14 protein-coding genes are annotated in these 13542 nt (G+C 74.2%); 9 read left to right on the top strand and 5 right to left on the bottom strand.

The genetic code is table 11. The features are described from left to right. Positions 1-248 precede the first annotated feature (248 nt). Positions 249-563, top strand: coding sequence for a hypothetical protein (locus ACWEMJ_RS22215; protein ID WP_452138827.1), 315 nt, complete (start codon positions 249-251; stop codon positions 561-563). A 59-nt stretch (positions 564-622) separates the two neighbouring features. On the opposite strand, the gene ACWEMJ_RS22210 is transcribed toward ACWEMJ_RS22215, so the two are convergent. After that, a complete protein-coding gene (locus ACWEMJ_RS22210) occupies positions 623-1342 on the bottom strand; it encodes an NAD(P)-dependent oxidoreductase (protein ID WP_452138826.1) in 720 nt (239 codons plus the stop codon). A gap of 113 nt (positions 1343-1455) precedes the next feature. On the opposite strand from ACWEMJ_RS22210, the gene ACWEMJ_RS22205 reads away from it, so the two are divergent. The 4 genes from ACWEMJ_RS22205 (at position 1456) to ACWEMJ_RS22190 (ending at position 5355) form a co-directional block, all read left to right on the top strand. After that, positions 1456-2178 (top strand): TetR/AcrR family transcriptional regulator, encoded by a 723-nt coding sequence (locus ACWEMJ_RS22205; protein WP_452138825.1) that lies wholly within the window; start codon positions 1456-1458, stop codon positions 2176-2178. A 66-nt stretch (positions 2179-2244) separates the two neighbouring features. After that, on the top strand, positions 2245-3891 hold the full coding sequence (locus ACWEMJ_RS22200) for an ABC-F family ATP-binding cassette domain-containing protein (RefSeq protein ID WP_452138824.1): 1647 nt from the start codon (positions 2245-2247) through the stop codon (positions 3889-3891). A gap of 63 nt (positions 3892-3954) precedes the next feature. Beyond that, positions 3955-4635 (top strand): nitroreductase family protein, encoded by a 681-nt coding sequence (locus ACWEMJ_RS22195; RefSeq protein WP_452138823.1) that lies wholly within the window; start codon positions 3955-3957, stop codon positions 4633-4635. 126 nt (positions 4636-4761) lie between these two features. Next, entirely contained in the window at positions 4762-5355 is a 594-nt protein-coding gene (locus ACWEMJ_RS22190; protein WP_452138822.1) for a GNAT family N-acetyltransferase, read from the top strand. Between the two features lie 63 nt (positions 5356-5418). On the opposite strand, the gene ACWEMJ_RS22185 is transcribed toward ACWEMJ_RS22190, so the two are convergent. Next, the gene (locus ACWEMJ_RS22185; protein ID WP_452138821.1) at positions 5419-6036 is read right to left on the bottom strand and encodes a TetR/AcrR family transcriptional regulator; all 618 of its coding nucleotides are present in this window, start codon (positions 6034-6036) and stop codon (positions 5419-5421) included. A 165-nt stretch (positions 6037-6201) separates the two neighbouring features. Between ACWEMJ_RS22185 and ACWEMJ_RS22180 the strand changes: the two genes are divergently transcribed. Together ACWEMJ_RS22180 and ACWEMJ_RS22175 are read left to right on the top strand one after the other, a co-directional pair. After that, positions 6202-6834: an FMN-dependent NADH-azoreductase gene (locus ACWEMJ_RS22180; protein ID WP_452138820.1), complete on the top strand. Its 633-nt coding sequence runs from the start codon at positions 6202-6204 to the stop codon at positions 6832-6834. A gap of 267 nt (positions 6835-7101) precedes the next feature. Further along, positions 7102-7668: an NUDIX domain-containing protein gene (locus ACWEMJ_RS22175; protein ID WP_452138819.1), complete on the top strand. Its 567-nt coding sequence runs from the start codon at positions 7102-7104 to the stop codon at positions 7666-7668. Position 7669: 1 nt separating this feature from the next. Here ACWEMJ_RS22175 and ACWEMJ_RS22170 read toward each other — a convergent pair whose 3' ends face one another. Together ACWEMJ_RS22170 and ACWEMJ_RS22165 are read right to left on the bottom strand one after the other, a co-directional pair. Then, entirely contained in the window at positions 7670-7975 is a 306-nt protein-coding gene (locus ACWEMJ_RS22170; protein ID WP_452138818.1) for a hypothetical protein, read from the bottom strand. A gap of 420 nt (positions 7976-8395) precedes the next feature. After that, positions 8396-10702: a Tex family protein gene (locus ACWEMJ_RS22165; RefSeq protein WP_452138856.1), complete on the bottom strand. Its 2307-nt coding sequence runs from the start codon at positions 10700-10702 to the stop codon at positions 8396-8398. A gap of 262 nt (positions 10703-10964) precedes the next feature. Between ACWEMJ_RS22165 and ACWEMJ_RS22160 the strand changes: the two genes are divergently transcribed. After that, positions 10965-12236, top strand: coding sequence for a glycosyltransferase 87 family protein (locus ACWEMJ_RS22160; protein WP_452138817.1), 1272 nt, complete (start codon positions 10965-10967; stop codon positions 12234-12236). 38 nt (positions 12237-12274) lie between these two features. After that, positions 12275-12658, top strand: a complete 384-nt coding sequence (locus ACWEMJ_RS22155) for a PPOX class F420-dependent oxidoreductase (protein ID WP_452138816.1) — start codon at positions 12275-12277, stop codon at positions 12656-12658. Between the two features lie 21 nt (positions 12659-12679). Here the strand turns inward: ACWEMJ_RS22155 and ACWEMJ_RS22150 are convergent, their stop codons facing one another. Continuing rightward, positions 12680-13456, bottom strand: coding sequence for an SGNH/GDSL hydrolase family protein (locus ACWEMJ_RS22150; protein WP_452138815.1), 777 nt, complete (start codon positions 13454-13456; stop codon positions 12680-12682). Between the last annotated feature and the right edge of the window lie 86 nt (positions 13457-13542).

Below are 13542 nucleotides of genomic sequence, written 5' to 3'. Positions count from 1 at the left end.
CCTTCTCCAGACATGCGGGAATGTGACGCCTCCGAGCGTACGCACCGCCTCCGCGCCCGCGCAACGGAATTAAGTCCCGCCCCGGGAACGGGGACGGGCCGAGGCACGGACCGGCGTGTGCCGCCCGCCCGCCGCCGCGGCGAGCGCGGGGAGCCAACCGCCACCGGGAACGCGCCGTGGTGCGAACGGCACCGGCGTCCCTAGCGTGGTGCGCACTCGACCGGACGGTCGCCAACACGGAGGTGGCAATGCGCACTCGGATCACCGCGACGACTCTCGCCGCAGGCGTCCTGGCCGCCGCGGGCCTGATCGGCTTCTCCTCGGCCGACGCCGGCGCGGCCTCGCTGTCCTGCGGCAACCGGCAGTACTTCACCGGCAGCGGCGGCCACGCCGGCGCCTCCCTCCGGTGCACCGGAGGGGCCTTCGTCGCCGTCGCCACCTGCTACAAGCCCGGCTACGGCAACTACACCCACTACGGGAACCGGGTGGAGACCGGCGGCACCTCCACCGTCTGGTGCGACCTCGGCGCCACCATCACCGACCTGAACGGCCGCGCGTCCTAGCCGCACCGACCGCCCGCCGGACCGACGGAGCCGCTGCGCCCGCGGGTCCGGCAGCCGGCTCAGTAGCCGACAGTGAACCGCCGCTGGACGAAGCGCGGCAGCTCCGCCTCGTCCACCAGCGCGACCGCGGCGTCCTCCGCCGAGATCCGGCTGCGGCCGTCCGCGTCCAGCACGGGCTGGTCGCCGCCGGTGCGGAAGCGGCCGGTCCGCTCGCCGGGGGCGATCTGCTCGGCGGGGCTGAAGTAGGTCCAGAGCCGGTTCGAGGTGCGCAGCACGTTCAGTGCGTCGCGGTGGCCGCGCACGGCGGCGGCGTACTCGCGGGGCAGGCCGAGTTCGTCGAGCGACGCGTGGATCAGCTCGTCGTGGTCGGCGCGGACGACGCCCGGCTCGATCTCCAGGCTGCCCGCGCCGCCGATGACGATCAGCCGGGTGCGGGGCTGCCGTTCCAGGGCGGTGAGCAGGGCCCGGGCGGCGCTCGCGTAGACGCCCGGGTCCGCGATCGAGCGCCGGACGGTGTCGGTGAAGTCCTTCGCCGCGTTGCCGGGCTGGAAGGCGCTGATCAGGACGTCCACGCCGGGCAGCACGGCGGCGATGCTCGCGGCGTCCAGGACGTCGACGCTCGCCCAGTGCAGGTTCTCCCGCCGGTCGGTGACGGCGGAGGCGTCCCGGCTGGACGCCGTCACGCGGTGTCCGCGCCCGAGGGCCTCGGTGACGACCCGGCTGCCGATGGTGCCGGTGGCTCCGATGACGCCGATGTGCATGGTTCTCCCCTTGGTCATGCGTGGTCATGGCGGATGGACGGCGCGGGCCGATCGACTTCACGCCGTGCGAAAACTGTACGCCGTGAAGTTTCCGCACGGCAATCAGAGCGGTGACGCTGTAGCGTGAGCCCGTGGCAGCCACTCGAAGCACCGGACGACGCGAGCGACTGCGCGTCGAGACGACCGCCGAAATCAAGCGCACCGCACTGGAGTTGATGGGATCGGGCGGCCCCGACGCGATCACCCTGCGGGCGATCGCCCGCGAGATGGGCATGACCGCCAACGCCATCTACGGCTACTTCGCCACCCGCGACGACCTGGTCAGCGCCCTCGTCGCGGACGTCTACACCGAGCTCGCCGACGCCGTCGACGCCGCCTGGGCCGGCTCCGCGCAGGACGCCCCGGCGGAGCGGATCAAGGCCTGGGCGCACGCCTTCCGCGGCTGGGCGCTGGCCCACCCCGAGGGCTTCCGGCTGATCTACGGCGACCCCGTCCCCGGCTACCGGGCCCCGGTCGGCGGCGCCGCGCCGGACGCCGCCCGCCGGGTCTGCGTCGGCATCGCCGCGCTCGCGGACGCCGCCTGGAGCAGCGCCGAACCCGCCCACGGGGACGGCGGGTTCGACTGGGACGACTTCGACCCCGGCCTGCTCGACAAGGTCCGCCCGGCGTTCCCCGCCCTGCCGCCCGCCGGGGTGGCCCTGGCGCTGCGGATCTGGGGCCACCTGCACGGCCCGGTCTCGCTGGAGATCTACGGCCACCTGCGCGCCCAGACGCTCTCGCCCGACAAGCTCTTCCGGGCCGAACTCGACCACCTGGTGCGCGCGTTGGGCCTGCCCCCGGCCGCCCGGGGCTGATGCCGGCGGCAGGGCGGGCCGGACCGACGAAAAGACGCCTCGCCCGCCGTCTAAAATCGACTCATCATGACTGCCACTCTCGTCGTCAAGGACCTCGCCGCCGGCCACGGCGAGCGCACGCTGTTCGCCGGGCTCGACCTGGTCGTCGCCCCCGGGGACGTGATCGGCCTGGTCGGGGTGAACGGCGCGGGCAAGTCCACGCTGCTGCGGCTGCTGGCCGGGCTGGACGCCCCGGAGGGCGGCAGCCTGAAGCTGAGCCCGCCCACCGCGAACGTCGGGCACCTGCCGCAGGAGCCGGAGCGCCGCGAGGGCGAGTCGGTGCGCGACTTCCTGGCCCGCCGCACCGGCGTCGCGGCGGCCCAGGCCGCGCTGGACGAGGCCACCGAGGGCCTGGTGGAGGGCCGCCCGGGCGCGGACGACGCCTACGCCGCGAGCCTGGACCGCTGGCTGGACCTGGGCGGCGCGGACCTGGAGGAGCGCGCCGAGGAGGTCGCCGACCAGCTGGGCCTGAAGGTGTCGCTGGACCTGCCGATGACGGCGCTGTCCGGCGGCCAGGCGGCCCGCGCGGGCCTGGCCTCGCTGCTGCTGTCCCGCTACGACGTGTTCCTGCTGGACGAGCCCACCAACGATCTCGACCTGGACGGCCTGGAGCGCCTGGAGGCGTTCGTCAAGGGCCTGCGCGCGGGCACCGTGCTGATCAGCCACGACCGCGAGTTCCTGGCCCGCACGGTGACCAGGGTGCTCGAACTCGACCTGCACCAGCACCAGGTGAACGTGTACGGCGGCGGCTACGAGTCGTACCTGGAGGAGCGGGCGATCTCCCGCCGGCACGCCCGCGAGCAGTACGAGGAGTACGCGGACACCAAGGCCGGGCTGGAGGCGCGCGCCCAGATGCAGCGCAACTGGCTGGAGCACGGCGTGCGCAACGCCCGCCGCAAGGGCGGCGACAACGACAAGAAGGCCCGCGCGCAGCGTGCCGAGTCCACCGAGAAGCAGGCCGCGAAGGCCCGCCAGACGCAGCGGATGATCGAGCGGCTGGACGTGGTGGAGGAGCCCCGCAAGGAGTGGGAGCTGCGGATGGAGATCGCCGCCGCACCACGCTCGGGCTCGGTGGTGGCGACGCTCCGCCAGGCGGCCGTCACGCGCGGCGAGTTCGCGTTCGGCCCGGTGGACCTGCAGATCGACTGGGCGGACCGGGTGGCGATCACCGGCGCGAACGGCGCGGGCAAGTCGACGCTGCTGGCGGCGCTGCTGGGCCGGCTGGAGCTGGACTCGGGCAGTGCGGCGCTGGGTTCGGGCGTGCAGATCGGCGAGGTGGAGCAGGCCCGCGGCCACCTGTTCGGCGGGGACGCCGAGCGTCCGCTGCTGGAGGCGTTCTCGGCGGCGGTGCCGGATCTCAACCCGGAGGACGTGCGCACCCTGCTGGCCAAGTTCGGCCTGAAGGCGGTGCACGTGCTGCGCCCGGCCGCGACGCTGTCGCCGGGCGAGCGGACCAGGGCGGCGCTGGCGCTGCTGCAGGCCCGCGGGGTGAACCTGCTGGTGCTGGACGAGCCGACCAACCACCTGGACCTGCCGGCGATCGAGCAGTTGGAGTCGGCGCTGGCCTCCTACACCGGGACGCTGCTGCTGGTCACCCACGACCGGCGGATGCTGGACACGGTGCAGGTGAACCGGCGGCTGGTGGTCGCGGACGGCCGGGTCACCGAGGCCTGATCGGCAAGTCCTGGCAAGGCCGGGTCTTCCACTCGGCGTGCGCCGTGTGCTGTGCTGTCGCCCATGGTTGACAGTGCATCCACCACCGAGGCGCCGTCCTTCCCGACGGTGCCGCTGCGTCCGATGAGCGTGCCCGCCGAGCAGGCGGCCGATCGCTGCCGCGGCTTCCACGAGGTGATGGCCCAGCGCCGCACCGTCCGCGACTACTCGACCCGTCCGCTGCCCGAGGGCGTGCTGGAGTGGGCGGTCCGTACGGCGGCGACCGCGCCCAGCGGCGCGCACGTGCAGCCGTGGCGGTTCGTGGTGGTGACCGATCCGGAGCGCAAGCGGCGGCTGCGGGAGGCCGCCGAGGCGGAGGAGCGGGAGTTCTACTCGCACCGGGCGTCCGAGGAGTGGCTGCGGGCGCTGGCCCCGATCGGCACGGACTGGCGCAAGCCGTTCCTGGAGGACGCGCCGGCGGTGATCGTGGTGTTCGAGGTGCACAAGGGCCCGAACTCGCCGCGCCCGTACTACACCAAGGAGAGCGTCGGCATCGCCGTCGGCCTGCTGCTGGCCTCGCTGCACCAGGCGGGCCTGGCCACGCTGACGCACACGCCGAGCCCGATGCGCTTCCTGAACGAGATCTGCGAGCGCCCGCAGGAGGAGCGCGCCGCGTACGTGATCCCGGTGGGCTACCCGGCGGACGACGCCCGGGTGCCGGCTCTGGAGCGCAAGCCGCTGGACGAGGTGCTGGTGCGGCTCTGACGGCCGCGCGGCGGGGTGGCGCGCTCCGGCGTGCGCGACCCCGCCCCGGCCCCAGTGGTGAACGACCCGTGAGGGTACGGAATATCCGCTGGTGGGCCCGGTCGGGGATGGCCCATACTCCGGATCATGAGTCACTCCCCCGACGCTCCTGACACCACCGTGCGCCCGCTGACCGCGGGCCGTCCGCCGGAGCTGCTGCCGCTCGACGGCGGCGCGCACCTGCGCCGCCGCCGCCTGGCGGACGCCGCCGGGCTGAACGCCGCGGTGCTCGCCAACCTCGACCACCTGCGTCCGTGGATGCCCTGGGCGGCCAACGCGCCGACGCTGCCGGAGAGCGAGCAGCTCTCGGTGCGCGGCGAGCAGGTCTGGGACGAGGGCACCGACTTCATGTACCTGCTCGGCCTGGACGCCGATCCGTCCGCCGTAATCGGCGGCTTCGGCCTGCACGGCCGGATCGGCGAGGGCGCGCTGGAGATCGGCTACTGGGTGCACCGCGAGCACACCGGCCGCGGCCTGGCCACCGCCGCCGCCCGCGCGCTCACCGGGGCCGCGCTGGCGCTGCCGGGCATCACCCGGGCGGAGATCCACTGCGACGAGGCGAACGCCGCGAGCGCCGCCGTGCCGCGCAAGCTCGGCTACGCGCTGGACCGGATCGAGGCGGCGACGCCCACCGCGCCCGCGGAGACCGGCCGCAAGATGATCTGGGTGACGGGGGCCTGACCGGGGTTTCGCGGAGCGGGGGCGGCCGACGGCCGCCCCCGCTTTTTTCGCGCGCGGACCGGCTCAGCGGCGGGCGAGCCGTTCGACCAGGTTCTGCCAGCTGTCGGCGAGCGCCTGGCACAGCGCCTCGCCGCCGCACTGCGCCCCGGTGGGCGGCGCCTCCATCGCCAGCAGGAGCAGCGGGGGGCCTTCGAGGGCGGAGGTGAGCTGGAAGGCGAGGGTGTCGAGGTCGGGCAGGCCGAGCGAGGCCTGGCCGAGCAGCATCCGGATGTGCGGCTGGCTGAACGTCGGCCCGCCGCCGGGCGGCACCGGCCCCTTGCGTTCGATCGCGGCGCGCGCGATGTCGTGCCGCTCCAGCAGGAACCTGGTCCGGGCGCGGCCGTACGCGATCAGCCGGTCGACCGGGTCGGCGCCGGGGCCGAGCGGCGGGGCGCCGCCCATCACCTCCCGCTGGAAGCGGTACTCCTCGGCGTCCAGCAGGGCGCGGAAGATGCCCGCCCGGGTGCCGAAGCGCCGGAAGACGGTGCCCTTGCCCAGGCCGGCGCGCTCGGCGAGGCAGTCCATGGTGACTCTTTCGGCACCGACCTCGTCGATCATCGCGCGGGCCGTGCAGAGCAGGACCTCGCGGTTGCGGGCCGCGTCCGCGCGCTCGACCGGGGGCTTGCCGAAGGGGACGTCCATGTCCGCCAATTTACCTTCCGAGCGAAACGGGGTAAAGTCCGTTTGGTCGAAGCGGGGTAAAGTCCGGTTCGGCCGGATGCGGCACCGCCCTGCCCGCACCCGCCCCCGCCCCGCCACCCCACGTCCGCCGCTCTCACGGCCGGCCGGAATCCGAGGAGACCCGTCATGAACCTGTTCCGCCTGGACGCCAGCATCATGGGCCCCAACTCGACCAGCTCCGAGCTGGCCGACGTCGCCCACGCCGAGTGGACCGCCGCCCACCCCGAGGGCACCGTCACCCGCCGCCACCTGGGCGCCGACCCGCTGCCCGGCGACGTGTGGACGCACGCCACCCTCGCCTCCTTCACCCCCGCCGAGCAGCAGAGCGACGAGCAGCGCGCCGCCGCCGCGCTCGGCGTCGAGCTGGCCGAGGAGCTGCGCGCCGCCGACGCCGCGATCATCGCCGTGCCGCTGTACAACTGGGGCGTCTCGCAGCACTTCAAGACCTGGGTCGACGTGGTCATCGCCGGCGCCGGCCCGACCGCCCAGCTGCTGGAGAACAAGCCGGTCCTGCTGGTCACCTCGCTCGGCGGCGGCTTCGCCCCCGGCACCCCGCGCGAGGGCTGGGACCACTCCACCCCGTACCTGGAGCGCGTGCTGCGCGACGTCTGGGGCGCCGACCTGACCGTGGTCCGCCGCGAGCTCACCCTGGCCGCCGTCAACCCGGCGATGGAGAGCCTGCGCGAGCTGGCCGCCGAGTACCACACCCAGGCCCTGGACGCCGCCCGCAACGCCGGCAAGAACCTGGTCCGCGCCTGAGCACAGCCACTGCCGAACGGGCGCCGGAGGGTCATCGACCCTCCGGCGCCCGGGCGCGTTCGCGGGGGCGGTCGGCGTCGTGCTGCTGTACCGCGGCCCGCTGGTGTGGTCGGCCGCGAACTGACGGGCCGTCCGGGCGACCGGGAGGCCACTGACGAGTGACCTTCCGGTGCGGTGAATTGACGTCAGGCCACCGGAGGGTGACGTTCCGTCCGATTCGTTGACCCTCCGGGTCCGGTTCCGCCCGGTCCGGACTACGATCGATCGATGACGGACACGACACGCAGAGCAGACGACACAGCCGCGGTCGCGGCCAGGTTCCCGGCCCTCCACGCGCCGCAGCGCTGGGAGTGGGGCGGCATCGACGCGCAGTTCACCACCGAACTGCCGGCGGACGAACTGGTCACCAACATCCATCTGGTGGGTTTCAGCGAGGGCCGCGTCGCCCTCTGCCGCGACGTGCGCGGCCACTGGTTCCTGCCCGGCGGCACCCGCGAGGCCGCCGAGAGCATCGAGACCTGCCTGGCCCGCGAGCTCCGCGAGGAGGCCGGCGCCCGCCTGATCGGCCCCCCGACCTGGATCGGCCACCACCTCGCCGTCTCCGACGGCCCCGCCCCCTACCGCCCCTGGCAGCCCCACCCGGTCAAGGCCTGGCTCTGGGGCTGGGCCGAGATCCTCGTCGACTCCACCCCCACCAACCCCGCCGACGGCGAACAGGTCCTCGAAGTCCGCCTCACCACCCCCGAAGAGGCCCAACGCCTCCTCGCCCACCACCGCGAACCCTGGTGGCCCGAACTCATCGCCCTCGCCACCGAATCCCGCGCGGGCGGCTGAGTCAGAACGGACTTCCGTCCCGGAAGTCGGTGTGCCACCACTGAACCGCGGTGAGCAGCACATGGCGATGGGGGCCGGGGACGATCTCGTACTCGACGAGGGCGGCGTGGCCGTCGAGCGGAATGTCCCGGGTGCGGGGATCGTCGCCGATCGGCGCACTGGCGTCGTCCCACGGATCCCGCATGAGGCGCAACTGCACGGCCACCACGGCGTGGTAGAGCGAGTCCGGCGCGGCGACCAGTAGCTCCTCGACCTCCAACGAGGGCTCGACGGGCCACAGGTCGGCGGCGTCGAACTCCTCGTCCACCCCTATCCCCTCCGGTTCCCCCTCCGACTCCGGAGGGAATCCCAGGAGCCCAGCGGGAGTGCACCGGTGCGAGCGGCGGCGGTTCGGGCCTCGCGCCCGCCGCGCCGGTCCAGGGTGGCTCGGCACCACCACACGTCCAGCAGGCGTTCGAACGCCTCACCGGCGGCCGTACGCCCCAGTTCGACGCGGAACTGCGTGCGCCTGCTCGCCGACAGCGCGGCCGCGATGCCGTCCGGGGTGCGGGGGATCTCGGGGCTCGCACCGGCATGGCCGTGCGGTTGAGCGCTCACCGTTGCCTCCTCGATCGGACCACGTCGCCGTCTGTCCCACTTGCACACCCCCGTGCATGGGTAACCCCACACCGCGCACCGCACACGACGGCCGGCCCCCGGCACGGACCGGCCGTCGTGCGAAGGCCCGCTACTTGCCCAGGCCGGCGCGGCGGAGGGCGTCGGCCATGGCGGAGTTGGCGGGCGGGGGCGGGGTGGTGGGGCGGCGGTCCTGGCGCGGGGGGCGGGAGTCGCGGCGGGGGCCGCTCTCGCGGGGGGCGGGGCGGGTCTCGTCGTCGAGGCGCAGGGTGAGGCCGATGCGCTTGCGCTGCACGTCGACGGTGGTGACCTTGGCGCGGACGATGTCGCCGGGCTTGACGACCTCGCGCGGGTCCTTGACGAAGTTCTTCGACAGCGCGGAGACGTGCACCAGGCCGTCCTGGTGGACGCCGATGTCGACGAAGGCGCCGAACGCGGCAACGTTGGTGACCACGCCCTCCAGGATCATGCCGACCTCCAGGTCGGAGATCTTCTCGACGCCGTCCTTGAAGGTGGCGGTCTGGAACGCGGGTCGCGGGTCGCGGCCGGGCTTGTCGAGTTCGCCGAGGATGTCGGTGACGGTCGGCACGCCGAAGGTGTCGTCCGCGAAGTCACCGGGTCGCAGCGAGCGCAGCACGGCGCCGTTGCCGATCAGCGAGCCGAGCTCGCCGCCGGTCGCCGCGAGGATCCGCCGCACCACGGGGTAGGCCTCGGGGTGCACCGCGGAGCCGTCCAGCGGGTCGTCGCCGTCGGGGATGCGCAGGAAGCCCGCGCACTGTTCGAACGCCTTGGGGCCGAGCCGCGAGACGTCCTTGAGCGCGCGCCGGGTCCGGAAGGGCCCGTTCGCGTCGCGGTGGGCGACGATGTTGTCGGCGAGCGTGCCGGTGATGCCGGAGACCCGGGTGAGCAGCGGCGCGGAGGCGGTGTTGACGTCGACGCCCACCGCGTTGACGCAGTCCTCGACGACGGCGTCCAGCGAGCGGGAGAGCTTGAGTTCGCTCAGGTCGTGCTGGTACTGGCCGACGCCGATCGACTTGGGGTCGATCTTGACGAGTTCGGCGAGCGGGTCCTGGAGGCGGCGGGCGATGGAGACCGCGCCGCGGATGGAGACGTCCAGGCCGGGCAGTTCCTGGGCGGCGAACGCGGAGGCGGAGTAGACGGACGCGCCGGCCTCGCTGACCATCACCTTGGTGAGGCCGAGCTCGGGGTGGCGCTTGATCAGGTCGGCGGCGAGCCGGTCGGTCTCCCGGGAGGCGGTGCCGTTGCCGATCGCGACCAGGTCCACCCGGTGCTCGGCGGCGAGCCGGGCGAGCACGGCCAGCGCCGCGTCCCACTTGTTGGCGGGCTGGTGCGGGTAGATCGTCTCGTGGGCGACGACCTTGCCGGTGGCGTCGACGACGGCGACCTTGACGCCGGTGCGGAAGCCCGGGTCGAGGCCCATGGTGGCGCGGGTGCCGGCGGGGGCGGCGAGCAGCAGGTCGCGCAGGTTGGCGGCGAAGACGCGCACCGCCTCGTCCTCGGCCTCGGCGCGCAGCCGGGTGCGCAGGTCGATGCCGAGGCGGACCAGGATGCGGGTGCGCCAGGCCCAGCGGACGGTGTCGGTGAGCCACTTGTCGGCGGGGCGGCCGCGGTCGGCGATGCCGAAGCGGGCGGAGATCCGCTGCTCGTAGTCGCTCGCGCCGGGCAGGTCGGCCTCCTGCTCGCCGTCGTACGGGGAGAGTTCGAGGTCGAGGGCCTCTTCCTTCTCGCCGCGCAGCATCGCCAGGATCCGGTGCGAGGGAAGCTTGGTGAAGGGCTCGGCGAAGTCGAAGTAGTCGGCGAACTTGGCGCCGTCCTGCTCCTTGCCGTCGCGGACCTTGGCGACCAGTCGGCCGCGGGTCCACATCCGTTCGCGCAGCGAGCCGACCAGGTCGGCGTCCTCGCCGAAGCGTTCGACCAGGATGGCGCGGGCGCCGTCGAGCGCGGCGGCGGTGTCGGCGACCTGCTCGCCCGTGTAGCGGGCGGCGAGCGCGGCCGGGTCCTGGGTCGGGTCGGCGAGCAGGGTGTCGGCGAGCGGTTCGAGGCCGGCCTCGCGGGCGATCTGGGCCTTGGTGCGCCGCTTGGGCTTGTACGGGAGGTAGATGTCCTCCAGCCGGGCCTTGGAGTCGGCGGCGAGGATCTTGGCGCGCAGCGTGTCGTCCAGCTTGCCCTGGGACTCGACGGACTCCAGGACGGCGGCGCGGCGCTCCTCCAGTTCGCGCAGGTAGCGCAGGCGCTCCTCCAGGGTGCGCAGCTGGGTGTCGTCGAGGGCGCCGGTGGCTTCCTTGCGGTACCGGGCGATGAAGGGGACGGTCGCCCCGCCGTCGAGCAGGCCCACGGTCGCCTGTACCTGGTTCTCGCGGACGCCAAGTTCTTCGGCGATCTTGCGTTCGACGGGCATGGTCACGATGCCGGTCACCCTTTCTGGTGGTTTCGCTTGCTCGCCCGTGCATTCTGGCAGGTCCGGCGGACGTTCATCGGGCGGGCCGGGTGGCGGGCCGGGGCGTGGCGCGTTCCGGGGACGCGGGCGGACACGCGTCGCAGCGGGCCGATCGCCGTCCGATTTGTCTGATATGAGAGAGGTCGCACGGCGGCGCGGCCCCGGCCGGCTCCCCCGATCCGCGGCGACTCGACCCCGTAGCACGACCGCACTGGAGGACACGGTGGCGCAGGCCCCCGCCCGGCCGATCCGCTGGACCCGCCCCGCCACCTGGCCCCGTGAGGTGCTCGCGCTGGCCGCGTACTGGCTCGGCAGCCGCATGCTGATGGTGGCCCTGGTCCGCTCCGGGAAGACCGAGTCGGCGGTCGAGGTGGACTGGCTGTACCGGGGCTGGTCCGAGGTGCTGCGCACCGGCAGCTTCCCGGTGAACGACGTCACCTGGCAGTACCCGCCGGGCGCGGCGCTGCCGATGCTCGCGCCGCACCTGCTGCCGTTCCTGACGTACCTGCAGGCGTTCTGGCTGATCATGGTGGTGATCGACGCGCTGACGGCGGGCGCGCTGCTGCGGGCCTCGCTGGGGCGGCCGGGGCGTTCCACCGCCGGGGCCTGGTTCTGGGTGCTGATGCTGCCGCTGCTGCTCGGACTGCCGTACGGGCGCTACGACTTGGCGGTGACGGGGCTGGCGGTGCTGTCGCTGTTGCTGCTGCCGGCCCGGCCGCGGCTGGCCGGGGTGCTGGCCGGGATCGGCGCGATGGTCAAGGTGTGGCCGGCGCTGACGGTGCTGGGCACGCCGCGCGGCCGGGCCACCCGGCGGGCGTGGACCGCGACGGCGGGGGCCGCGCTGGCGCTGCTGCTGGTGCTGGCCGCGCTGTTCGACCACGCCCTCGACTTCCTGCCCGCGCAGCGCGCCCGCGGCGTCGAGATCGAGTCGCTGGGCGGCACGTTCTTCCAGGTGGCCCGGCTGTTCGACTGGCCGGGGCGGGTGGAGCAGCACTACGGCTCGATGGAGTTCCTCGGCCCGTACGTCCAGCGGGTGTCCCAGGTGTCGCTGCTGCTGACGGCCGCCGCGTTCGGCTGGCTGCTGCTGTGGCGGCTGCGGGCCCGCCGCTGGTCGGCCGCGACGCCGTACGACGCGGCGCTCAGCGCGGTGCTGCTGTTCACGCTGACCAGCCGGGTGATCTCCCCGCAGTACCTGATCTGGCTGATCGGGCTGGCCGCGGTCTGCCTGTCGGTGCGGGGCACCAGCCAGCGGCCGGTGGCGCTGCTGCTGATCCCGGCGATCGGCCTCACCAGCGTCGAGTACCCGCTGTTCTTCAACGCGGTGATGATCGGCGGCTGGCGGCCCGCGGCGGTGATCGTGGCCCGCAACGCGACCCTGCTGGCCGCCGGCCTCTGGTCCGCCGCCCGGCTGTGGCACGCCACCGTCCCCGCCCGCCGCACCGCCGAGGCCCCCACCGACCCGCGGCCGGACGCCGACCCGGTCCGCACCGCCTGACGCGCCGCGCGGCCCGCCCCGGCCGTACACTCGCGGCCATGGCCGACACCGCGCTGGACCGGCTCGCCGCCGGCAGCTACCTGCTGATCACCAGTTACCGCAAGGACGGCAGCCCCGTGCCGACCCCGGTGTGGGTGGTGCGCGACGGCGACACGCTCGGGGTGTGGACCGCCGCCGACTCCTGGAAGGTCAAGCGGATCCGGCGGTGCGCGGAGGTCCTGGTCGGGCCGTGCGACGTGCGCGGCAACCCGACCGGCGAGAGCCTGCCGGCCACCGCGACCGTCGCCGACGCCGCCACCGCCGAGCGCTACCGGCGGCTGCTGGCCCGCAAGTACGGGCTGCTCGGGCGGATCCTGCTGCTCGGCAGCCGCCTGCGCCGCGGCCGGTCGGGCACCGTCGGCCTCACCGTCCGGCTGTCCTGACCGCCCGCCCCCGACCGCCCGTCACACCTGGTAGGGCAGCAGCTCCGGCCGCTTCGCCGGGCGGCCGTCGCCGGAGGAGCGGCCGCGCAGGCGGCGGCCGATCCAGGGACCGACGTGGGTGCGCAGCCAGCGGGCGTCCGCGCGGAGCTTCTCGGCGCGGGTGCGGGGGTCGGGGTCGGCCAGCGGGGCCCGCCAGTCCTCGTCCACGGGGCGGCCGAGGGCCTCCAGGACGGCCAGCGCGACCCGGCGGTGGCCCTCGGGCGACAGGTGCAGCCGGTCCTCGGCCCACAGCCGGCGGTCGTCGAACGCGGGCGCGGAGAACAGGTCGACCAGCACCACCCGGCCCGGGTTGTCCCGCACCGTGCGCTCCACGAAGGCCTTCATCCGCAGGATCGCGGGCAGCAGCCGGGCGCTGCCGGCCATCCGCCGGGTCGGGTCGGTGGAGGTGAACAGCACCACGGTGCGGCCCTCGGCGACGAGTTCGGCCGTGCACTCGCCGAGCCGCCGCTCCACCTCGGCGACGTCGCACCCGGGGCGCAGCACGTCGTTCAGGCCGCCCGCGAGCGTCACCAGGTCGGCGTCCGTGGCGGCGGCGAGGCCCACCTGCTCGTCGCGGATCTGCCCGATCAGCTTCCCGCGCACGGCCAGGTTCGCGTACCGGAAGCCGTCCTGCTCCGCCGCCAGCACCTCGGCGACCCGGTCCGCCCAGCCGCGGAACTCGCCGCCGGGCAGCACCTCGTCGCACATCCCCTCGGTGAACGAGTCGCCCACCGCCACCATCGCCCGGTACGTGTCCATCCTTCAACCCTACCCAGGCGTAACCGGCGGGTTCAGCCGGTCCCGGTCCGTGGACGGGGCACCACGTGGACGTACTCCGGGCCGTT

Source organism: Kitasatospora sp. NPDC004531 (assembly GCF_053602195.1).
The sequence above is the reverse complement of the archived record's forward strand: the minus strand, read 5'-3'. Positions and strand labels throughout refer to the sequence as shown.